At 37.7% G+C, this 20686-nt stretch carries 18 protein-coding genes and 2 pseudogenes; 9 read left to right on the forward strand and 11 right to left on the reverse strand.

Annotated features, from left to right (window positions below; genetic code table 11):
• Nucleotides 1–162: 162 nt before the first annotated feature.
• A complete protein-coding gene (gene leuS / locus VB691_RS11370; RefSeq protein ID WP_323291606.1) occupies nucleotides 163–2778 on the reverse strand; it encodes a leucine--tRNA ligase in 2616 nt (871 codons plus the stop codon).
• Between the two features lie 118 nt (nucleotides 2779–2896).
• A pseudogene (locus VB691_RS11375) lies at nucleotides 2897–3130 on the reverse strand (hypothetical protein); the annotation flags it as partial.
• Nucleotides 3131–3335: 205 nt separating this feature from the next.
• On the opposite strand from VB691_RS11375, the gene VB691_RS11380 reads away from it, so the two are divergent.
• Nucleotides 3336–4481 carry a hypothetical protein gene (locus VB691_RS11380; protein WP_323291607.1) on the forward strand — a complete coding sequence of 382 codons (1146 nt, stop codon included), beginning with the start codon at nucleotides 3336–3338 and terminating at the stop codon, nucleotides 4479–4481.
• 132 nt (nucleotides 4482–4613) lie between these two features.
• Nucleotides 4614–4787, forward strand: coding sequence for a hypothetical protein (locus VB691_RS11385; RefSeq protein ID WP_323291608.1), 174 nt, complete (start codon nucleotides 4614–4616; stop codon nucleotides 4785–4787).
• Between the two features lie 23 nt (nucleotides 4788–4810).
• Here VB691_RS11385 and VB691_RS11390 read toward each other — a convergent pair whose 3' ends face one another.
• From VB691_RS11390 to VB691_RS11405, 4 genes are all read right to left on the reverse strand, one after another.
• The gene (locus VB691_RS11390) at nucleotides 4811–5032 is read right to left on the reverse strand and encodes a type II toxin-antitoxin system HicA family toxin (protein WP_323291609.1); all 222 of its coding nucleotides are present in this window, start codon (nucleotides 5030–5032) and stop codon (nucleotides 4811–4813) included.
• A complete protein-coding gene (locus tag VB691_RS11395; protein WP_323291610.1) occupies nucleotides 5032–5274 on the reverse strand; it encodes a DUF1902 domain-containing protein in 243 nt (80 codons plus the stop codon). Before VB691_RS11395 ends, VB691_RS11390 begins: the two co-directional genes overlap by 1 nt.
• Before the next feature lie 48 nt (nucleotides 5275–5322).
• On the reverse strand, nucleotides 5323–5724 hold the full coding sequence (locus tag VB691_RS11400) for a DUF433 domain-containing protein (protein WP_323291611.1): 402 nt from the start codon (nucleotides 5722–5724) through the stop codon (nucleotides 5323–5325).
• Between the two features lie 200 nt (nucleotides 5725–5924).
• Nucleotides 5925–7418, reverse strand: a complete 1494-nt coding sequence (locus VB691_RS11405) for an ABC transporter permease subunit (protein WP_323291612.1) — start codon at nucleotides 7416–7418, stop codon at nucleotides 5925–5927.
• A 303-nt stretch (nucleotides 7419–7721) separates the two neighbouring features.
• Here VB691_RS11405 and VB691_RS11410 point away from each other — a divergent pair, with 303 nt between their 5' ends.
• Nucleotides 7722–7952 carry a hypothetical protein gene (locus VB691_RS11410; protein ID WP_323291613.1) on the forward strand — a complete coding sequence of 77 codons (231 nt, stop codon included), beginning with the start codon at nucleotides 7722–7724 and terminating at the stop codon, nucleotides 7950–7952.
• Here VB691_RS11410 and VB691_RS11415 read toward each other — a convergent pair.
• The gene (locus tag VB691_RS11415) at nucleotides 7882–10116 is read right to left on the reverse strand and encodes a nitrate reductase (RefSeq protein WP_323291614.1); all 2235 of its coding nucleotides are present in this window, start codon (nucleotides 10114–10116) and stop codon (nucleotides 7882–7884) included. The genes VB691_RS11410 and VB691_RS11415 overlap by 71 nt on opposite strands.
• 133 nt (nucleotides 10117–10249) lie before the next feature.
• Here VB691_RS11415 and VB691_RS11420 point away from each other — a divergent pair, with 133 nt between their 5' ends.
• The gene (locus VB691_RS11420) at nucleotides 10250–10783 is read left to right on the forward strand and encodes an adenylate kinase (RefSeq protein ID WP_323291615.1); all 534 of its coding nucleotides are present in this window, start codon (nucleotides 10250–10252) and stop codon (nucleotides 10781–10783) included.
• Between the two features lie 57 nt (nucleotides 10784–10840).
• Here the strand turns inward: VB691_RS11420 and VB691_RS11425 are convergent, their stop codons facing one another.
• On the reverse strand, nucleotides 10841–11473 hold the full coding sequence (locus VB691_RS11425) for a Uma2 family endonuclease (protein ID WP_323291616.1): 633 nt from the start codon (nucleotides 11471–11473) through the stop codon (nucleotides 10841–10843).
• 97 nt (nucleotides 11474–11570) lie between these two features.
• Between VB691_RS11425 and VB691_RS11430 the strand changes: the two genes are divergently transcribed.
• Nucleotides 11571–12143 carry a Uma2 family endonuclease gene (locus VB691_RS11430; protein WP_323291617.1) on the forward strand — a complete coding sequence of 191 codons (573 nt, stop codon included), beginning with the start codon at nucleotides 11571–11573 and terminating at the stop codon, nucleotides 12141–12143.
• 105 nt (nucleotides 12144–12248) lie between these two features.
• The gene (locus tag VB691_RS11435; RefSeq protein ID WP_323291618.1) at nucleotides 12249–14525 is read left to right on the forward strand and encodes an NACHT domain-containing protein; all 2277 of its coding nucleotides are present in this window, start codon (nucleotides 12249–12251) and stop codon (nucleotides 14523–14525) included.
• 41 nt (nucleotides 14526–14566) lie between these two features.
• Here VB691_RS11435 and VB691_RS11440 read toward each other — a convergent pair.
• The 3 genes and pseudogenes from VB691_RS11440 to VB691_RS11450 form a co-directional block, all read right to left on the reverse strand.
• A pseudogene (locus tag VB691_RS11440) lies at nucleotides 14567–15040 on the reverse strand (Rpn family recombination-promoting nuclease/putative transposase); the annotation flags it as partial.
• A 40-nt stretch (nucleotides 15041–15080) separates the two neighbouring features.
• Nucleotides 15081–16664: an MFS transporter gene (locus tag VB691_RS11445; protein ID WP_323291619.1), complete on the reverse strand. Its 1584-nt coding sequence runs from the start codon at nucleotides 16662–16664 to the stop codon at nucleotides 15081–15083.
• 112 nt (nucleotides 16665–16776) lie between these two features.
• Complete coding sequence (locus VB691_RS11450) at nucleotides 16777–18336, reverse strand: ferredoxin--nitrite reductase (RefSeq protein ID WP_416245040.1); 1560 nt, start codon at nucleotides 18334–18336, stop codon at nucleotides 16777–16779.
• 253 nt (nucleotides 18337–18589) lie between these two features.
• Between VB691_RS11450 and VB691_RS11455 the strand changes: the two genes are divergently transcribed.
• From VB691_RS11455 to VB691_RS11465, 3 genes are all read left to right on the forward strand, one after another.
• Nucleotides 18590–18904 (forward strand): type II toxin-antitoxin system HicA family toxin, encoded by a 315-nt coding sequence (locus VB691_RS11455; protein ID WP_323291620.1) that lies wholly within the window; start codon nucleotides 18590–18592, stop codon nucleotides 18902–18904.
• Nucleotides 18905–18988: 84 nt separating this feature from the next.
• Nucleotides 18989–19405, forward strand: a complete 417-nt coding sequence (locus VB691_RS11460; protein ID WP_323291621.1) for a type II toxin-antitoxin system HicB family antitoxin — start codon at nucleotides 18989–18991, stop codon at nucleotides 19403–19405.
• Between the two features lie 87 nt (nucleotides 19406–19492).
• Nucleotides 19493–20650, forward strand: a complete 1158-nt coding sequence (locus VB691_RS11465) for a HEAT repeat domain-containing protein (RefSeq protein ID WP_323291622.1) — start codon at nucleotides 19493–19495, stop codon at nucleotides 20648–20650.
• Nucleotides 20651–20686: the final 36 nt, after the last annotated feature.

Genomic DNA, 20686 nt, shown 5'->3' on the forward strand with positions numbered 1-20686 from the left:
GGTTACGACGCGGATTAAAACTTATTAGTTTTTCATCAAAATCATAGCCGCGTCTAACCCACCCTACGAATCATAAGCTTTACTTATCACCACACATACGGGAGAGCCTTAAAGTAGTTTAATGAATTAGTTTATAAGGTGGGCAATGCCCACCCTACGGGGTTATTTGGCAACAACAAAATTGACTAATTTTCCAGGCACAACAATCACTTTTTTAACCTCTGTATCCTCTAAATAACGCTTACCGATATCAGACTCACGGGCTAACTTTTCTAACTCGTCTTTTGTCGCACTTGCTGATACTTGAATCGTTCCCCTTGTCTTACCCATAACTTGAATCACTAGGGTAATTTCATCTACTACTAAAGCATCAGGATCAACCTTCGGCCAACTTGCTAAATGAATTGACTTTTTATGTCCCAAATCATGCCATAATTCCTCAGCAATATGAGGCGCAAAAGGTGCAAGTAAAATCAATAAGGTTTCTATTCCCTCTTGATACACCGCAGAATCTAAACATTTGGCATCATTTAACGCATTACTTAACTTCATTAATTCCGACACTGCAGTATTAAATTGATAGTCTCCTTCTAAGTCTTCAGATATCTCTTTAATGGCAGTATGTATCGCCCGTTTTAAGTCTTTTTCAAACTTAGTTAAATCAGTTGTTTTCTTGACTTGTTTGGGTTTATTTTCTCCATATTCAACTACTAACCGCCATACCCGATTTAAAAAGCGAAATTGTCCTTCTACTCCCGCATCATTCCATTCTAAATCTTTTTCTGGAGGTGCAGTAAATAAGATAAACATTCGCGCCGTATCTGCCCCATATTTGCCTAATACTTGTTGCGGATCGACCCCATTATATTTAGATTTAGACATCTTCTCAAAGAAGAAAGATAAAATTTCTCCTGTTTCACGATCGCGGTAATTATCATCTTTATAGACAACATTTTCCGGGGGGATATATTTACCTGTTTGGGGATTTTTGTAAGTTAAAGCTTGTACCATTCCCTGTGTCAAAAGACGTTTAAAAGGTTCATCTACATTAATTAAACCTCTGTCTCGCAATACTTTAGTAAAAAAGCGCGAATATAACAGGTGTAAAATTGCGTGTTCAATACCTCCCACATATTGATCTACACCCATCCAATCATTGGCTTTTTCTAACTTAAATGCTTCTTGATCATTGACTGCATCGGTATATCTTAAATAGTACCAAGATGAATCAATAAAAGTGTCCATTGTATCGGTTTCACGCTTTGCAGGTTCCCCACAACTCGGACAAGGTACATTGATCCAATCTTCTAATTTTGCCAAAGGAGAAGCCCCCCGTCCCGTAAATTCGACATTTTCGGGCAATTTCACTGGTAAATCTGCATCAGGAACCGCAATGCTACCGCAACTAGGACAATGCACCACAGGAATGGGACAACCCCAATAACGCTGACGAGAAATCAACCAATCTCGCAAACGGTACTGTATTCTAGCTTTACCATAGCCCTCTTTTTCTGCATACTCAATAATCGCGGTTTTGCCCTCTGTAGACTTCATTCCGTCAAATTCACCGGAATTTACTATTATTCCTGGTTCTGTGTATGCTTCCCGTAGAGACGTTTCATGAAACGTCTCTACATCGGTGTCTTCGGGTAATTCATGAATTGTCCCTACATCGGTGTCTTCAGGAACAATAACCACCTTAATAGTAAGCTTGTTCTCAGTTGCAAACTTAAAATCACGGGTATCATGGGCCGGTACTCCCATGACTGCACCTGTACCATATTCATAGAGGACATAATCAGCTATTAAAATGGGTATTTCTTGACCATTAAAGGGATTTATGGCAGTTCCTCCGGTTAAGATACCCCGTTTAGGTTTATCCTCTGCGGTTCGTTCGATTTCGCTTTCGTTCGCAACTTCTTTAATGAAAGCTTCTACTGCTTCTTTCTGTTGCGCTATAGTAACTTTGGGGGTCAAAGGATGTTCTGGGGCTAAAACGACGTAATTTACCCCATAAACCGTATCAGGACGGGTGGTAAAGACAGCGATCTTCTCCTCACTCCCTTTAATGGGAAATTCTAAATATGCACCGACAGACTTACCGATCCAGTTTTCCTGCATTAATTTAACGCGGTCGGGCCATCCTGGCAATTTATCGAGGTCGTTTAATAATTGTTCTGCATAGTCGGTAATTTTGAAGAACCACTGACGCAATAGTTTCCGTTCAACTTTAGCACCCGATCGCCAGGAATAACCATCACTGTCTACTTGTTCATTCGCTAAGACGGTTTGATCAATGGGGTCCCAGTTAACGGCCGCTTCTTTTTGATAAGCTAACCCTGCCTGATAAAATTGTAAAAATAGCCATTGTGTCCATTTGTAATAGTCTGGGGAACAGGTGGCAACTTCTCGATCCCAGTCAATGGACAGTCCCAATGTTTGTAGTTGTTGCTTCATTTGGGCAATATTTTTATACGTCCATTCTGCGGGGGGAATATTGCGATCGATGGCTGCATTTTCGGCAGGAAGTCCAAACGCATCCCAACCCATCGGATGTAAGACGCGATACCCTTGCAGACGCTTGAGACGGGCGATAACATCAGTAATGACATAGTTGCGAACATGGCCCATGTGTAGGTTTCCTGAAGGGTAGGGAAACATGGATAAGGCGTAAAATTTGGGTTTATCGCTGTTTTCTGGGGTCTTGTCTAACCCCTGTTTAACCCAGTCTTGTTGCCATTTTTGTTCGATCGCTGCTGCGTTATATTGGGACTCCACGAATGTTTACTCCACTGCTATTTTCTTGATTAATTATCCCTGATTGTTGGGTAATGTGTGGGGAGGTGTGATTCGACTACGCTCATCAACAGGGGGTGATGGGGTGAGGAGAACTGATTTATTGTTTGTTTTCGGGAGGGGATAAGCGATCTAATATTTCTGTCATCCTAGCTTGTCTTTCATCTATCTGATCAAAGCGTCGGTAAAAATCTGATTGTACTTCATAAAAATCAGACATAGAACGGGTTAGTTGTCCTAATAGCTGATAAATACCCCTTCTGTCTTTTTGCCATTCTTTTTGGAATGAGGCAAAATTGTCAGTTAATGCTTCAATTGCACGGGCGTTTGATTCAATTAATTTTTTTAAATCATCATCAGACATGGTTTAATCTCCGTTATATTGGGACTCCATGATCAATTATCCCTGATCCTTGGTTGAATCTGTGGGGGGTTGGGATGCGATCGTTGTTTTGACGTTAAGATCAATTTTTTGGTAGTTTTTGAAAATATGCTATGCTACAAGCAGATGACACTTGGATATAATACTTTTTAGATCAATGAGTTTTCAAGAACATATTTCAAGCTTAAATGAATTTTATTTCTTTCGTGAGTTTACATTTTCGACAAACAAATTTTACAAATCCCCCGATAAGGAGGTTGAACTTGCTGATAATATTGTTTGGTTGGACGACATTTTTATAATTTATCAGTTAAAAGAGCGAGAATTTACTCAAGATCTAACTGCCAATAGCGAGGAAAAATGGTTCAAAAAAAAGGTTATTGGTAAAGCTAAAGAACAAATACGTGATACTGTTGTATATTTACAAGATTTTAGTAATATCCAAATTCAGAATCATAGACTAGATACTTTTAATATTAAGGTTCCATCACCAGATTTTGTTCATAAATTGATTTTATATAAACCTCATGAATTTCTTCCAGAATCTTGTAGAAAACATAAATATTATCCAAGTAAAACAGCAGGATTTATACATATAATATCGTCTGAGGATTATAGGGGAATTGTTAAAACCTTGATAACACCTGCTGAATTTGCAGATTATCTTATGTTTAGAGAACAGCTTATTAATAAATGGGAAGATGAAGATACTTTTAATCTTCCTGAACAAGCATTAGTAGGCCAGTATTTGTCTGGAGAATCAGAAAACAAACCTAATTTATCCTTTATCTCGTATCTTCAACAACTTGAACATAATTTTGAGGAGTGGGATATGTCTGGAATAATAAGCATTTTTTTAGAGAGAATAACAACAAAAAATCCTCCAACTGATTATTATTACATCATTCGAGAAATTGGTAAGTTAATGAGACATGAGTTAAGAGAATTCAAAACTCGATATAAACTGTCAATGGAAGATGCAAAGGCTAATAAAATTATATTACCATACAGAATAGCTATTCCACGTACAGGCTGCGGTTTTGTTTTTGTTCCTGTAACACATGACTTGAAAGAGACTCGACTGAACGCTCTACAAAACTTTACTCATGCACACAAATATGATCAGAAACTATCAAAATGTATAGGTGTTTCTTTTGTTGCGGAAGAAGATGGTTGGTATTTAATAGATTGGTGTTATTTAGATTTTCCTTGGCAGCATGATCCTGAACTAGAAAATAATTTACAACACAATTATCCATTCCGCAAAGTACAAAGTGCAAAATTGAGTCAATACAAATTTTAACTGATGTTATGATTAGGGCATAATGGTATTATGCCCCTACAGTAATTATAATAATTCGTAGGGATTTAACACTGTTAAATCCGATTTCAATTTAGATGTTAAACTTAGAGTGTAGAAATCAATAATTTAACAATGGTATCCATTCCAGACAGCAAAACATCAAACACGGAAGAACAAACAGATCAAATTTTAGTATTTCTTAAAGCGAAGGGTTGTAATAAAGAACTTAAAACAGGTTTACATATTACACCTGCTGAGAAAGCAAGTGGCAAAACCGATATATCAATTAATCATGACCAGTTATAAATATAACCTAAAATAAACTATTATTAAGCATTCAAAAAATCATCCACACTTATATTAGCTTGTTTTAAAATATTTCTTAAAGTTCCTTCTTTTATGTCTCTATGGTGGGGAATAGTTGTTCTTAAATTAGAATTAGGATTAATCCAAATTTCGTGATCGCCTTTAGCTTGACGATAAAATTCAAAGCCAAGTTTTCTTAATTTTTTAGTCACGACTTGATAAGAAAATCCTGATAGTCTTCCCATTATACTTCTACAATTAAAGGATATTCAAAACTATCAGGTATAGCAGTTATTTGATGATCTTTTAATTGCTTTTCTTGATCCATTTCAATTAAAATTTTAGCTAAATCTGAAGCAATTTCTACGACTTCCTCAATGGTGTTACCTTCAGCAACTAATCCTTGTATTTGATCGCTGGTTGCGACAAAATACTCCTGTCCTTTTTCTTCAAATTTCTCTATTTTCAATTTTATGAGAGTTTTCATAAGTGTAAAGCTTTAATTGAAGTATCAGCATCTAAATGTAACCTTAATTTAGTCATTATACATAGATTCAAGAATTTTATCAGTAGCGATCGCAGCATCAATTTCTTGACGATGACTTTCATAAAATCCCATAACGTTATTAACTTGTTCTTCGCTTATTCCATATTCATCAGCAACTTGTTTAGGTGTTAATCTCCAATTTTGTACAGCAATAACTAATGTTTTAACTTGTATATTTTTTCCTCGTAATTTAGGAATCATTTCACCTTCTATATTACGACAATAGACAATATCTGGAAAATTAGGATCATCTAATTTTTGCTTTAAACTGCCAATTTTTTCCGCAATTGCCCAAATAATTAGATTATCTAATGTTATGCCTTGATCAGTAGCATATTTTTCTGCTTCTTGTTGTAATTGAGGGGGTAATTTAATGGGATATGGGATCATAATTCATAAATTCCTCAAAGTTGATATCTTGAGTATAACGCAAAACTTTTTTATTGCTCTAGTTCATTTTCACTAATTAATAATGAGTAATGAATAATGAATAATTACCTCTCCCTAAAGATGAGAGAATTGTTGAAAACAGAAAATACCTGAATAATTAATTATCAATTATCAATTATTAATTATTCATTGATAACAAATTATCTGCGAATATTAACTGGATTCATATAATTTTCTAACCAACGAAATAATCTGGCAGACATTAACGTTAACAATAGATAAATAATAGCGATCATTGCATAAATTTCAAAAGCGCGATAGGTTGTAGCAACCATTAATTGACCTTGACGAAATAGTTCTTCAAATCCAATAACTGCCACTAAGCTAGTATCTTTAAGAAGGGTAATAAATTCATTTCCTAAAGGTGCTAACATTCGGCGGAAAGCTTGGGGAAAAATAATCAATCTCATGGTTTGTAGATAATTCAATCCTAACACCTGAGATGCTTCCCATTGTCCCTTATCAATTGATTGAATACCCCCCCGAAGAATCTCAGCTAAATAAGCAGAAGCATTGAGACTTAAAGCGGTAATTGCTGCAATTTGACGATCCCAATTAAAGATAACACCAAAGTCTTGAAATAATGCAGGTAAACCAAAATAAATCATAAAAATTTGTACCAGTAAAGGAGTTCCCCGCAAAAAATCTATATACAGTCTCGCTAACCAACGTAAAGGGCGATAAGATATCATTAAAGCTAAGGCAATTAAAGAACCAATTATTATGCCCAAACAAGCAGAAATTATGGTTAGTTGTAAGGTGATTAAAGTGCCTTGCCATAAGTTAGCAAGAATTTGATTTATTTTTATAGATTCTGAGGTTGCTGATTTTAAAACAGGGGCAGTGACAGGAAGTTCAGGAGGTTTCCCCCCAAACCATTTTTGATAAATTGCTTGATATGTTCCATTTTCAATGATGGTAAGTAATCCATTATTAATGATATTTATATTGGGAGAATTTTTTGGTAAAGCAATGCCATAATATTCTTCTGTTAATAATTTATCTACTATTTTTAATTTCGTTAAATCACCTATTTTAAGCGCATATAAGGTGGCTGGTGCATCATTAACTACAGCATCTACATTCCCATTTAGTAGTTCTTGAAGTGCCAAAGAAGCATTATCAAAGGTACTAATTTTAACCCCTGGAATCTTGACTACTTCATTGGCCCCTGTTGTGCCAATTTGTACGGCAACTTTTTTGTTAATTAAATCATCAAAATTATTGATATTTTTATTGTCTTTATTAACAGCGATCGCTAGTCCAGATTTAAAATAAGGGCGGGAAAAAGAGATAGTTTTTGCTCGTTCTGCTGTAATAGTTATAGCACTAATTGCACCATCAATAGTGCCTGATTGTAAGGCGGGAATAATACCATCAAAAGGTAAACTTTCAAACTCAATAGTTAAATCTGTTTCTTTGGCGATCGCCTTCATCAAATCAATATCAAAGCCTTCCAAACTATTGTAGATTGACAGCATTTCAAAAGGAGGAAAAGTCGGTTCTGTTGCTATTTTTAAAACTGGACTTTTATCCTGGGCATAATTTGGCTTAAAGTTCAGAGTAATTATGATAAAAATGCCAACAAAAGTCAGGACAAGATAAACTAGAAATAACCTTTTATATTTACCCATGTTTGGTGATTGATTAGCTATTATTTTCTTGATTATATAAGATCAGATAAAAAGTGGTTAACCATTCATTCAGGCGGGCATGGCATGGAGATAATTTTGGGTATGATTGACATAATTTGCTGATGCCATGCCCCTACAAAATTCAACCTTAACCTCCCTGTAGGGGCTTAATACTATTAAGCCCCTACAGGGGGGCTTGGGGAAACTTCTGTATAAATAGTTACAGTTTGTAAAAATAAAATGTAAGTATCGCTACTATTTGTAGAATAGGGTTATGGAAACTTGACAGAAAGGAAAAAACAGATGCACATGAATATTCATGACCTTAGCCGCTATCAAAATCAAATTGTTCCCACCAACGGAACCATAGGCAAGCAGAAAGAGAACCCAGTCATGATGGTTCTTCTAGTAGTTTTAGGTTCATTTGTTCTCGGTTCTCTGCCCATTATTTATGGGTTTAACCTCACTTCATCTTCAACTCAAACCCCAACGGTTCCCCATGAAGGGACATTATGGAGTCCTGCGGGCAAATAGATGCAACCGTTAACTGCACTGCACAAGCTTTTAACTCCGGTTGCAAAGATGTAGGACAAGCTTCAGAATGGGTCAAAGCGTTGGCTTCCGCATCATCGGCCCAAAGTGCGCCCCAGTGCATAGGCACAAATACAGTTCCAGGGGCGATCGCCTTTGTTATCTTAGCGGGAAAACGAGCGACACCACGACGCGATCGCACTTCCACCAGAGTATTTTCCTGGATGTTTAATTTTGCAGCATCATGGGGATGAATTTCTATAAAGGGGTCAGGGTGCATCTTTTGAATTTTAGGAATGCGTCCCGTGCGGGTTTGAGTGTGCCAATGACCGTATAATCTTCCTGTGGTTAAGACGAAAGGGAAAGCATCATCAGGGGGTTCTGCCAGTCCCTTAGAATGATAGGCAGCGAACCTGGCCCGTCCGTCTGGGGTATTAAAACGAAAATCTGTATAAAGTCGCTTATTGGTGTGGTTTTGTGCGGCTAACTCATCCCCTTCTAAACAAGGCCAAGCATCAGGATAAGGCCATTGTAGGGGGCCAAAGCTGCGTAACCTTTCATGACTTAACCCAGAACTATCACAGGGACGGCCTTCCGTTATCTGTACAAACTCAGCATAAACGGCTGCTGAATTTTTAAAGCTAAACTGCTTCTCAAACCCTAAGCGTCGTCCCACTTCTGCCAATATTTCCCAGTCTGGCCGCGCTTCTCCTGGGGGGTCACGAAATTGGGGACAAAGAGTAACAACTCGTTCAGAATTGGTCATTGTTCCTGTTTTTTCACTCCATTGGGCAGCAGGGAGTAAAATATGGGCGTAGGCCGAGGTTTCTATGGGATAGTAAGCATCTTGGTACACTGTAAACGGCGATCGCTTCAAAGCTTTCTGAGTGCGTTTAAGATCAGGCATACTAACAGCCGGATTAGTAGCTGCAACCCATAATAGGCCAACTTCTTCATTTTCCAAACCTTCAATCATTTCCCAAACTGTGCGACCTCGTTGGGGTTGAATAGTACCCGCAGGAAGTCCCCAAAACTGTTCTACTTCGGCCCGATGTTGGGGGTTATTAACAACACGATAGCCAGGTAAAATATTACAAAGTCCCCCTGCTTCTCTGCCTCCCATAGCATTTGGTTGTCCCGTCAGGGAAAAAGGCCCGGCCCCAGGTTTACCAATATCTCCTGTCATGAGGTGAAGGTTAATGAGGGTGCGGACTTTGGCCGTTCCTTCCGAAGATTGATTGATCCCCATTGACCATAAAGATAACACTCTGTCAGACTCGGCCCAATATTTAGCCGCTTGTTCTAAGTCATTAATAGGGATACCACATTTACCGGCTACTAATTCAGGGGGATAATGAGAAATGACCTCAGCATAAGCCGAAAAATTTTGGGTACATTCATCAATAAAAAAGGTATTAATACGACCCCAACGCATTAATAAATAGGCAATACCGTTAAATAAATCAATATCTGTTCCTGGTTTAATTGCTAAATGTAAGTCTGCTGCTTCTGCGGTTTGGGTACATCGTGGGTCAACCACAATCATTTTAACCTTACGATTCTTTTTATGATGCACACGGAGACGGTTAAAAACAATGGGGTGACATTCTGCTGTATTAGTTCCCACCAAAAAAGCGCAGTCTGTTAACTCTAAATCTTCATAACAACAAGGGGGCCCGTCACTACCGAAACTTTGAGTATAACCTGCAACAGCAGAAGACATACAAAGACGGGAGTTAGCATCAAAATTATTCGTTCCCAGGAACCCTTTAAATAGTTTTTGAGCAATATAATAATCTTCTGTTTGAAATTGGCCTGAACCGTACATACATAAAGCGTCTGGCCCTTGGGTGAGACGAATTGTTTTAATTCTATTGGTGATTGCTTCTAACGCTTCATCCCAACTAACACGACGAAACTCATCATCCAAAGATTCCCGCATCATAGGATATTTAAGACGATCTTTGTCTAAAGACTCGCTCACCGTTGCCCCCTTAACACAGACTTTCCCTTGACTAGAAGGGTGACTGCGATCGCCTCTAACTTGCCAGATAGGGTTGCCTTGATTATCTCGGTTGATCGTTTTACCAGGTTGGGCCGGGGGTAAAACTTCTAAACCACAACCGACACCACAGTAAGGACAGAGAGTTTTTGCAGAGTTCGTCATAATGAGGGAATCGTAAGGGTTGGATATAATTGATGTTAGCAATACTACCTCAGATATTCACAGATGTTTTCAGGAATGAAGATTAGAAGCTTTGTATGAGTAGGTTGAGATAGTAAGATAACGATTTAAACCGATGAAAAAAATAGCAGTGTTTGGTAATACTGGCGGTGGCAAATCAACCTTAAGCAAGAGATTATCAAAAATCACCAATTTGCCCCTTTATGTCTTGGATAAAATTCAATATCAACCAGGGGGTACTAAAGTTTCTTATGAAGAATATAAGGGTATTCATGAGCAAATTATAGCAACGGATCAATGGATTATTGACGGATTTGGTTGTTTAGAAACGGTTTGGTTAAGATTGGCAGAAGCAGATACTTTAGTTTACATTGATCTACCCTTATCTTTACATTTTTGGTTTGTTAGTAAACGATTTGTTACGGGGTTTTTCTCTCCTCCTCAAGGTTGGCCGGAAAATAGTCCTCTTGTGAAAAGTTCAATTACCAGTTATCGTACCCTTTGGTTATGTCATAGACGTTTAACTCCGAAATACCGTGATTATGTCATGAAAATGAAACACACTAAGACAGTTTATCATCTTCAATCAATGAGACAGATCTCAGAATTTTGGGATTTGATGCAAACTGAAAACAAGGCTTTAAACTGATAGCAAAAATTTTCTGGGCTTAATATTGTTAAGCCCAGAAAATTAACCAAAATTCTGTCAAAGTTCATCTGGATTAATTCCTAATTCTTTTAATTTAGCTGCTAATTTGTCAGCCCGTTGTTTTTCTTGCGTGTAAGTTGTAAAACTATTACCATCAGGATAATATAGCTTTAATTCGGGTTCTGTGACTTCAAAACGAATACCTAAACGGGGACTTATCCAACCATCCATAGTTTCAATAATTTCTAAGCCTTCTTCTCCTCGTAACAGTCCACTAAGTTCGTTTTTATGAGGATCATAAATATAATATTCTTCCACTCCATAACGCTCATAAAATAGCAATTTCCGACTCATTTCGGTTTGAGTATTCCCTGGTGAAAGAATTTCAAATACCACTTGAGGCGCAATATTATACTCTTTCCATTGTTGATAAGAACCCCTTTCCCCTTTAGGACGACCAAATACTACCATAACATCCGGTGCAAGTCTTTTTTTATTGTCACCTTCTACGGGATACCAAAGTAAGTCCCCCGCAACAAATACATTATTATCGTTAGCAAATAACCAATCTAAATTAGCTTTTATCATAGTAATCCAACGAAACTGAAGGGTATTATCGGCCATGGGTTTCCCGTCGCTGTCTGGATAAATAATGTTTGAGGTGGTTTCGTTTTTGAGTTGAGTAACCATAATGTGATTTGATGGTTGGTTGGGATGCTATTCTTAGTTTAACGAATGTGCTTTAGTATAATTAACACTAGGGTGATTTCTGAGGCGGAATTAAGCAATGACAGCAATAATCTTAAATTTAGATACGGTTAACCTCAGCGATGAACAATTTTACCGTCTTTGTCAAGTTAACCAAGATTGGCAAATAGAAAGAACCGCAAAAGGAGAATTAATTGTTATGCCACCCGTTGGGGGAATTAGTGGAGGCCGAGAAGCTGATTTAATTAGTTTACTATGGTTATGGAATCGTCAAACTGGATTAGGAAAGGTGTTTAGTTCTTCGACTATTTTCCGTTTACCCAATGGGGGAGATAGATCCCCTGATGCTGCTTGGATCAGTTTAACTCGTTGGCAGTCTTTGAGTCGAGAAAAACAAGAAAAGTTTCCCCCTATTTGTCCTGATTTTGTCATTGAACTTCGTTCTCGTACTGATTCTCTGGAAAATCTTCAAGCTAAAATGCAGGAATATCTCAATAGTGGTTTACTGTTAGGTTGGTTAATTAATCCTCAACAACAACAGGTAGAAATTTATCGACCTGATCAACCTGTAGAAATTAAACAATTACCAACAGAATTAAGGGGAGAAGAAGTCTTGCATGGGTTTAGTTTAGCTTTGTCTCCTTTTGAGTAAAATTAAGTTTTCATCCCTGACTTTAAGGCGATCGCAAAGTATAAAGTTCTCCCCATCTCCCAAAATGTTCTATCATGTAGGCACAATATACCCTTAATTGAGGTCATGCCGCAGAATCATTCGGGAACTGGCGATAATATCGGTAGAGATAAAAATGAACAAACAACGAATGATTTTTCTGAGGCTAACTTTGGAGGGGGCCATGCAGAGAGAGATTATAATGGGGATGTTAATAATATTAATCACAATACTCACATTGAAAGAGACTTAAAAGGGGTAAGTGCAGGTAATATTAATGATTCTCAGATTACTCAGTATGTTAATAATATTAATCACAATACTAAGCCTGTTGATGATAATAAACCCCAAACCCAACGAGATGAAAATCAACATAAGTTAATTAAATATAGTAAGGAAACTGCTACACGGTTATTATCTCAATCTCTACGCAATCAAGTTTATATTACCCTCAATAAACAGGTAGACGAAACAAAAGTTATTCCGGCAATGCAGTTAAAACGGGTTAATCAAAAAGTGGAGTTATTACCATCAGGAACATCTATTATTAATGTCTATGATAGAGAGGAAGATATTCAAGGTCGTTTACTGATTTTAGGGAATCCAGGATCAGGCAAATCAACGGTTTTATATAAGTTAGCAGAAACTTTAGCTAAACGAGCAGAAAAGAATATTAATCATCCCATTCCTTTGTTGTTTAATTTGTCTTCCTGGACGAGTAATTATACAACTATAAAAGATTGGTTAATTGATGAGTTAAATGTTCAACATGGGTTAAGCAAGAAACTAGCAAAAGAATATTTAGACAAAGAGTTAATTATTCCTTTGTTGGATGGGTTAGATGAATTAAGAAGTGATAGACAAGCAGCTTGTGTGGATGCAATCAATGATTTTTTGCAACCTCGTACTTGGAAAAATCCTTTAGTTGTGTCTAGTCGCCTTGAAGAATTTGAGTTATTAAATACTCGTATTGGTTTAAAGGGATCAGTCATTTTACAACCCTTAAATGATGAGCAAATTAATGAATATTTACGGGAAACAAAGGCGTTAACTATTCAGCAATTGATACAAAGTGATGAAGATTGGCGAGAGTTGGCACAAACTCCTTTATTTTTAGATATTATGGTTTTGGCAAATGATAAGATCCCCCCAACCCCCCTTAAAAAGAGGGGCTATGAAGCATCAAAAACCCCCATTGGTAAGGGGGATAACATGGGCGATGAAGTGTTAAAAACCCCCATTAATAAAGGGGATAAGATGGGCGAACAAGCATCAAAAACCCCCCTTGGTAAGGGGGGCGAAGGGGGGATCAATTCAAACTTAAACACGCAACAGAAAAAAATATCTTATTTGATGGAAGTTTATCTACAAGAAAGATTAGAAGATGTAGGATATTGGCAAAGTATGTATCAAAATAAAATTAAAAATTCTCCGAAACGGCGACAGCAAAGCTTAAAAAGTTATCTACAATATGTGAGGAAACCGCAGCAAACTCGCCATTATTTACAATGGTTAGCTAGACAGTTAGACAGCAATAATCAAACTATTTTTCTGATTGAGAAATTGCAACCGAAAGACTTAGAATGTCGGCGGCAAAGACGTATTTACGGGCTGATAGGAGGGCTGATTTACGGACTGATTTACGGGCTGATTGGATGGCTGATAGGAGGGCTGATTTACGGACTGATAGGAGGGCTGATTGGAGGGCTGATTTACGGACTGATAGGAGGGCTAGGAAATGATAGTATTGACACTGTAGAAACCTTACAATTCACCTTAAAAAATATGCGATACGGGCTGATTTCGGGGCTGATAGGAGGGCGGATTGTAGGGCTGATTTTAGGGCTGATAGGATGGCTGATTTACGGGCTGATTTACGGGCTGATTTACGGGCTGATTTACGGGCTGATTGGATGGCTGTTTTTTGGGCTGATTTACGGGCCGATTTTAGGGCTGAAAGGGGGAGAATTAGAGATTAAAACTCAACCCAATCAAGGTATTCGAGCTTCAATTTGTAACACTATTTTAACCACAGGATTAGTAATAATTCTGGGGGGGGGGTTATATTTGGGTTTATGGATGATGTCGGGATGGTTAAATCAAATTGATGAAAGCTTATTTGTTCTTTTAAGGGCTTCATTAATTGCTATGGTATCAGCCTCTTTTATTGTTTCTCCCAGTAGCCAAGCTGTGTTACAACATTTTAGTTTACGCTTAGTTTTAACCATGAATAGTTATACCCCTTGGAATTATGCCCGTTTTTTAGATTATTGTACGGAACAATTATTATTACAGCGCGTGGGTGGGGGTTATCGGTTTATTCATCGGTTGTTACAGGAACACTTGTTGAAGTCAGAAGTGTGAAGTCAGAAGTCAGAAGTATCTTTATGAAAGCTATTTATCATTTACTTTTGACTGTTTTCTATTTGTCTAACTTGTTCAATATCCAACTTTAACGCTTCTGCTATTTGTTCAACAGTTAACCCTAATGCTAAAAGACGAGGGACAGTCTCTAATTTATTTTCAAGTTTTGCTTCTTCACGCACATCCTGGAAATATCGAGTTTGCTTTAACTCATCTAGACTAAACATAGTTTCTACCTCCTGACGACTTAAACGGGGTAATTTATAAACGAGGATCGTTTCTATTAATTGTAAGAGTTCTTGGGATTTTTGGTCGGGGGTTAACTCTTCTCTAACCCTTTGTATTAGTTGACGAGTATTATCAATGGTTTCTGCTGCGGGTAAAGTGATTAATTGTACTGTTGCTAAACCAATTGATGTTTGATTAAGATTAGCTAATTCATCTAAATAAAGACGGGTAATTCTTGGGGAGGTTAATACCTCTTGATAGCGTTGTCTGTTATCGGTTTCTAGTTGACGGTGTAGGGGCTTAATATTATTAAGCCCACATCTTAATTTAACCTCTAGCGATCAAATCAACAGAAGGAGCTAAAATAGGTTCATGATGAAATTCTTCCCCTTCTGCTTCCCCTTCATGGTGTTCAGCAAATGAGCCGTTGGGTTCTTTGAGAACAAACAAACACAAGAAGGCGACAATTACTGCCATGATACCCATTATTTGGAAAAACGCGGTATTTGCTTGAGCAATAATAGCAGGACTAGGATCTTTTCCTCCCCCTAACCATTCAGGTAACAGACTAAAAATGGTTAAATAAGCCACTGCCCCCACATTTCCATAAGCTCCCACATTCCCCGCAATTTGTCCCGTAATACGACGTTTAACCAGGGGTACAATGGCAAAGGTTGACCCTTCTCCTGCTTGGACAAAAAAGGAACAGCACATAGTTAAGATAACAGCCAAAGGAAGCCACCAACCACTACCCACACTGCCTAACATCAGATAACCAATACCGATACCCAAAGTTAAGACAGCCATCGTAGTCTTACGGCTACCTAATTTATCAGAAATTAGTCCCCCACCAGGACGGGCCGCTAAGTTCATGAAAGCATAACAAGAAGCAATCATTCCCGCTTGTGCAGGGGTTAGGGTAAAGGTTCCCTGGAAAAAGGCCGGAAGCATGGAAACAACCGCTAATTCTGAGCCAAAATTAACTAAATAGGTTAACTCTAAGATGGCGACTTGAGAAAAATTGTAACGATCTTTGGCGGGATACTGTTTTTTGCCCGTCATCAAGTCTTTATTAACCACCCAACAGTTATAAGCTTGGAACAGATATAAACCGACTAAACAGACCAAAATAATAGACATGGTATTGACATCATAAAGCCCGACTTTCTTCAACCGCCAAGCTAATACCATGAGAATGCCAGATAAGGGAGCATTCATCACCATTAAAAACCAAAAATCCCGCTTTGTAGTTACTTCAATACCTCTGGCACTTTTAGGCTTACGATAGACTTTTCCAGGGGGATGATCTTTGACATTGTTATAGTAAAAAATGCCGTAGAGAGCCGCAATAATACCCGTTCCAGCGATACAAACTCGCCAGTTTAACAGGGGAACACCTGCGGGAGTCATGGCACCAAAAGCCAACCAACCGCCGATGGCAGGTAAGGTAAAGGCCGCCGCCGCAGAGCCAAAGTTACCCCAACCGCCATAAATTCCTTCGGCGATACCAATTTCTTTGGGAGGAAACCATTCTGCTACCATCCGAATACCAATGACAAACCCTGCACCCACAATACTTAAGGCCAGACGACTAATTACTAACTGACTAAAGTTCTGTGCTGTGGCAAAAATTAAACAGGGAATGGCTGCATAGATTAACAGCAAAGTATAAGTGATTCTGGGGCCATATTTATCTAACAACATCCCAATAATAATCCGGGCCGGAACTGTCAAAGCAACGTTACAAATAGCCAGGGTTCTGATTTGACCTTCTTCTAAGCCAAAGTCAGCCTTAACTTGAGTTGCCAAAGGTGCAAGGTTAAACCAGACAACAAAAGACAGAAAGAAAGCAAACCAAGTTAGGTGGAGGATTTTATACCGTCCACGTAGTGACCACATTTCTCCAAGCATTTATTTATTTTCCTCTCGATGAAAATAGTTGTTAATTGTTCCCGTAGGGGTTTAACACTGTTAAACCCGAAACCGTTAAGCCTTTATCAATTTAGAATTCTAAATTCTAAATTCATTTCGGTTTTGCTCCAAAATTCTCGATTAAAATCTTGGACAAAACAGGTAATAAATCATCACAGGCAATACCTTTTTGCACACAAGTTCCTAAATGAGCATCTTTGCCCACTTTTCCCCCCATATACAGGTCAACCCCTTCGACAGTTTTGCCATCTTTGCGGACTTTAGTTCCCATTAAGCCAATATCTGCCACTTGGGGTTGTCCGCAGGAGTTAGGACATCCTGTCCAATGAATTCGCACGGTTTGGGGTATATCTAAGGTTTCATCCAAAGTCTTAGCCAAAGCAACAGCGCGGTTTTTTGTTTCTACTAAAGCAAAGTTACAAAATTGCGCCCCCGTACAGGAAATTAAGGCCCGTTGTAAGGGTTTTGGGTTGATGGTAAATTTTTCTAAGATCGGTTCCCCTAAAAATGTCTCTAAGTTGTCCTCAGCAATGTTAGGAATAATGACATTTTGCTCAACGGTTAAGCGTATCTCTCCACTGCCATAGACTTCAGCAATTCTCGCTAAATCTAACATATCTTGGGCAGAAAACCGACCCACAGGAATATGTAACCCGACATAATTTAAGCCTGTTTGTTTTTGAGGGAAGATCCCCAAATGATCTCGTTTTTCCCAGTCAATGGCATCTTTTTCCGCTTCTGTAGCTAAAGCATAACCTAATTCTGCTTCCACTTCAGACCGAAATTTATTAATTCCCCATTCATCAATTAACCACATTAAACGGGCTTTTTGACGGTTTGCTCTTAAGCCATGCTCCCGATAAACGGTTAAAATGGCATGGCATAAACCTACTACTGCGCCTACTGTGGGAGTTACCCAAACATTAAGAGGAATAGCCGCTTCACACCGTTTGGCAGAGAAAAAGCCACCAACTACCACATTAAACCCTAATTCACCATTTTTATAGGCAGGGACAAAGGCAATGTCGTTAATTTCTGCATGGACTGAGTTATCCCGTCCCCCTTCAATGGCAATATTGAATTTACGGGGTAGATTAGTAAAATCATAATTACCTTCGCCGTTGTTGGTAATCATGTCTTGCACTTTTTGAACTAACTCACGGGTATCAATTAATTCATCCTGATCTAACCCCGCAACAGGTGATCCTGTAATATTCCTTACATTGTCCATTCCCGACTGCACAGAAGTCATCTCAACAGCTTTCAGACGACTGAAAATATCGGGAATATCTTCTAAACGAATACCCCTTAATTGCAGATTTTGCCTGGTGGTAATGTCAGCACTTCCATCGTCGCCATATCTTTGTACAATGTTACCGAGAACTCGCATTTGTTCACTGGTTAAAATGCCATTAGGCATCCGCATTCTTAACATGAACTTGCCGGGGGTAACGGGGCGATAAAAGACCCCAAGCCATTTAAGGCGATGTTCAAGATCGGTTTTGTCCATGGCTTCCCAACCGATCTGAGCTAAGTATTCCAGTTCATCTTTGATCGCTAGTCCATCTTTTTCTGCCTTAAATTTTTCAAATTTGTTTAAAGATACGGTGGTTTGAGGTTGAATACTTTGAACCACAGGAAAAACCTCCATCGGGTCAAGTTGTTCCCATTTAATCCCTTCAACCCTAGACAATTTGTATCTAATGTCACAAAGCATGACCTAAAATGCGCTTTTTGCATTTTAAATATGTATTTTTTGCATTTCTTACTCCCTTGAGGAGAGGGAATGGTATTTTGTCCTACAATTAGTACGAATAAACCTTATATAAGGTTTATTCGTACTAATTGTAGGCAATGGTATTATTTTTTGATACCATTAAGGAGGTACATCAATCTGGGGGTTTATGCAGGCACTTGTTGTACAAGCAACTGTTAGAGAAATCATGGCAGAAGGGTTAAACAGCAAACAGCATCGTACTTTAGAAGCTATCTATACAAACCCTGTTCGAGCAGATATTACTTGGACAGAGATAGAAAATCTTTTAATTGCGTTGGGAGCAACCGTCAGTCAAGGAAGAGGATCAAGAGTGCGGGTTTTTCTTAATGGAGAAAGGGCAGTATTTCATGAACCTCATCCACAAAAAGAAGTCTGTAAAGCTGCTATTAAAAGCGTTCGAGACTTTTTAGAAAATGCTGGTGTAACGCCTGAATCTCGATAACAAAACCATATTTATGATGTCCACTTTTTGGGGGAACTAGCAATAGTTTCCTCCTACTCAAAAAAAATCCCCAGATATTTCTAAATGAATCATTTAACTTTAATGTTACTTAATTACTTATCTAGTTCAATTGTGCCGTTTCAACGAAAAGGAAAAATGCAAACGATGTTAACTTACAAGGGCTATACTGGTCATATTGATATCGATCTTGACAGTAGTATATTGTTTGGTCGTGTTCTTGATATTAAAGATGTTATTACATTTCAAGGACAAACTATTGAAGAAGCACGTCAAGAGTTTTATAATTCTATTGATGATTATTTAGAATTTTGTGAGGAAATAGGGCAATCTCCTGATAAGCCATTTTCTGGTAAGTTTCATTTTCGGACAACTCCAGAAACTCACCGAAAAATCACCATTGCTGCAACAAAAGAAGGTAAAAGTATTAATCGTTGGATGGAGGATGTTTTAACAAAAGCAGCAAATCAAAGTATTAAGTAATCTTTTCTTGATTTCTTGATCTTCTTCAAGTTTATGCCAAACTTTTCAGCAATTATTTTTCTGAGAGTATAAATAATCTAAAAATCAATGAATTATAAACCGACTTTTTCTATGGATAATAACCTAACATTACAACAATTTACGTCGGCTGTTTATAGTTCCAAAATCCAAGAATTTGATCCCATTCAATTAGGATTATATCTTCTAGAAACTGGAGATTTTCAACAACGTTGGGAAGTAGCAAATCTGTTGCCAAAATTAGGAAATTCTATCATTGATCCATTATTAAAAATCTTAGAAAATGAAGAATTTGATACAGAATATCGTTGGTTTGTGGGACGTATTTTAGGAAAATTTAACGACACAAAAATCATAATTTCTTTCGTTAACTTACTACAAACAACAGAAGAAGAAGAACTCTTAACAATGGCAGCAGAAGCATTAGGAAATATGGGAATTGTTGCTATTACCAACTTAGAACAATTATTAATGGATGATTCCTCTAAGTTATTAGCTGTGAAAGCGTTAGCACAAATTCGTCATTCAGAAACCATTTTACCCCTCTTAAAAATAGTAGATGATCCTAACCCAGAAATTCGAGCGATCGCCATTGAATCTTTGGGAAGTTTTCATGATTCTCAACTAATTCCTGTCTTGATAAAAGCATTAAAAGATCCTATTATTTCTGTTCGGAAAGAAGCCATTATCGCCCTAGGAATGCAACCAGAATTTAAGGAAGAATTTGAGTTAGTTAAATATCTAAAACCTTTACTTTATGATCTTAACTTAGAAGTCTGTCAACAAGCTGCTGCCGCATTAGGAAGAATGAAAGATGATGAAGCAACTGAAATTTTATCTCAGGTTCTTAATTCTGAACTGACTCCCCTAATGCTAAAAAAAGAAGTAATAAAAGCATTAAATTGGACAGAAACCCCTCAAGCTTTAAACTATTTACAACAAGCATTATTAAGAGAAGAATTAGAAATTTGCCAAGAAATTATTACCATATTAGGCATACAAAAAAATGAGCATTTAAAACTTCAAGCAACTCAAATATTAATAGATTTTTTATCTTCAAATAAGGCCGTTATTAACAATAAAACAATAAAACAATCCGTAGCTGTATCTTTAGGAGAATTAGGAAATACTAGCGCAATTTATGCCCTCAATAAACTCGCTGAAGATCCAGAAAAATCAGTAAAATTACACGCGATCGCAGCCTTAAAAAAATTGTCTAATTCTTAATCAAAAATAGATAATTTTTGATCACAAATCCGATTC

The organism is Crocosphaera sp. XPORK-15E (genome assembly GCF_034931425.1).
Taxonomy (GTDB): domain Bacteria; phylum Cyanobacteriota; class Cyanobacteriia; order Cyanobacteriales; family Microcystaceae; genus UHCC-0190.

Bases quoted from the DNA above. Each gene is read 5' to 3' on its own strand.
- VB691_RS11390 (WP_323291609.1), bottom strand. From the start codon at position 5,032: ATGGGAAGACTATCAGGATTTTCTTATCAAGTCGTGACTAAAAAATTA.
- VB691_RS11400 (WP_323291611.1), bottom strand. From the start codon at position 5,724: ATGATCCCATATCCCATTAAATTACCCCCTCAATTACAACAAGAAGCA.
- VB691_RS11395 (WP_323291610.1), bottom strand. From the start codon at position 5,274: ATGAAAACTCTCATAAAATTGAAAATAGAGAAATTTGAAGAAAAAGGA.
- VB691_RS11405 (WP_323291612.1), bottom strand. From the start codon at position 7,418: ATGGGTAAATATAAAAGGTTATTTCTAGTTTATCTTGTCCTGACTTTT.
- VB691_RS11445 (WP_323291619.1), bottom strand. From the start codon at position 16,664: ATGCTTGGAGAAATGTGGTCACTACGTGGACGGTATAAAATCCTCCAC.
- VB691_RS11450 (WP_416245040.1), bottom strand. From the start codon at position 18,336: ATGGAGGTTTTTCCTGTGGTTCAAAGTATTCAACCTCAAACCACCGTA.
- VB691_RS11435 (WP_323291618.1), top strand. From the start codon at position 12,249: ATGCCGCAGAATCATTCGGGAACTGGCGATAATATCGGTAGAGATAAA.
- VB691_RS11460 (WP_323291621.1), top strand. From the start codon at position 18,989: ATGAATCATTTAACTTTAATGTTACTTAATTACTTATCTAGTTCAATT.
- VB691_RS11380 (WP_323291607.1), top strand. From the start codon at position 3,336: ATGAGTTTTCAAGAACATATTTCAAGCTTAAATGAATTTTATTTCTTT.
- VB691_RS11425 (WP_323291616.1), bottom strand. From the start codon at position 11,473: ATGGTTACTCAACTCAAAAACGAAACCACCTCAAACATTATTTATCCA.
- VB691_RS11385 (WP_323291608.1), top strand. From the start codon at position 4,614: ATGGTATCCATTCCAGACAGCAAAACATCAAACACGGAAGAACAAACA.
- VB691_RS11465 (WP_323291622.1), top strand. From the start codon at position 19,493: ATGAATTATAAACCGACTTTTTCTATGGATAATAACCTAACATTACAA.
- VB691_RS11420 (WP_323291615.1), top strand. From the start codon at position 10,250: ATGAAAAAAATAGCAGTGTTTGGTAATACTGGCGGTGGCAAATCAACC.
- VB691_RS11455 (WP_323291620.1), top strand. From the start codon at position 18,590: ATGCAGGCACTTGTTGTACAAGCAACTGTTAGAGAAATCATGGCAGAA.
- VB691_RS11410 (WP_323291613.1), top strand. From the start codon at position 7,722: ATGCACATGAATATTCATGACCTTAGCCGCTATCAAAATCAAATTGTT.
- VB691_RS11415 (WP_323291614.1), bottom strand. From the start codon at position 10,116: ATGACGAACTCTGCAAAAACTCTCTGTCCTTACTGTGGTGTCGGTTGT.
- VB691_RS11430 (WP_323291617.1), top strand. From the start codon at position 11,571: ATGACAGCAATAATCTTAAATTTAGATACGGTTAACCTCAGCGATGAA.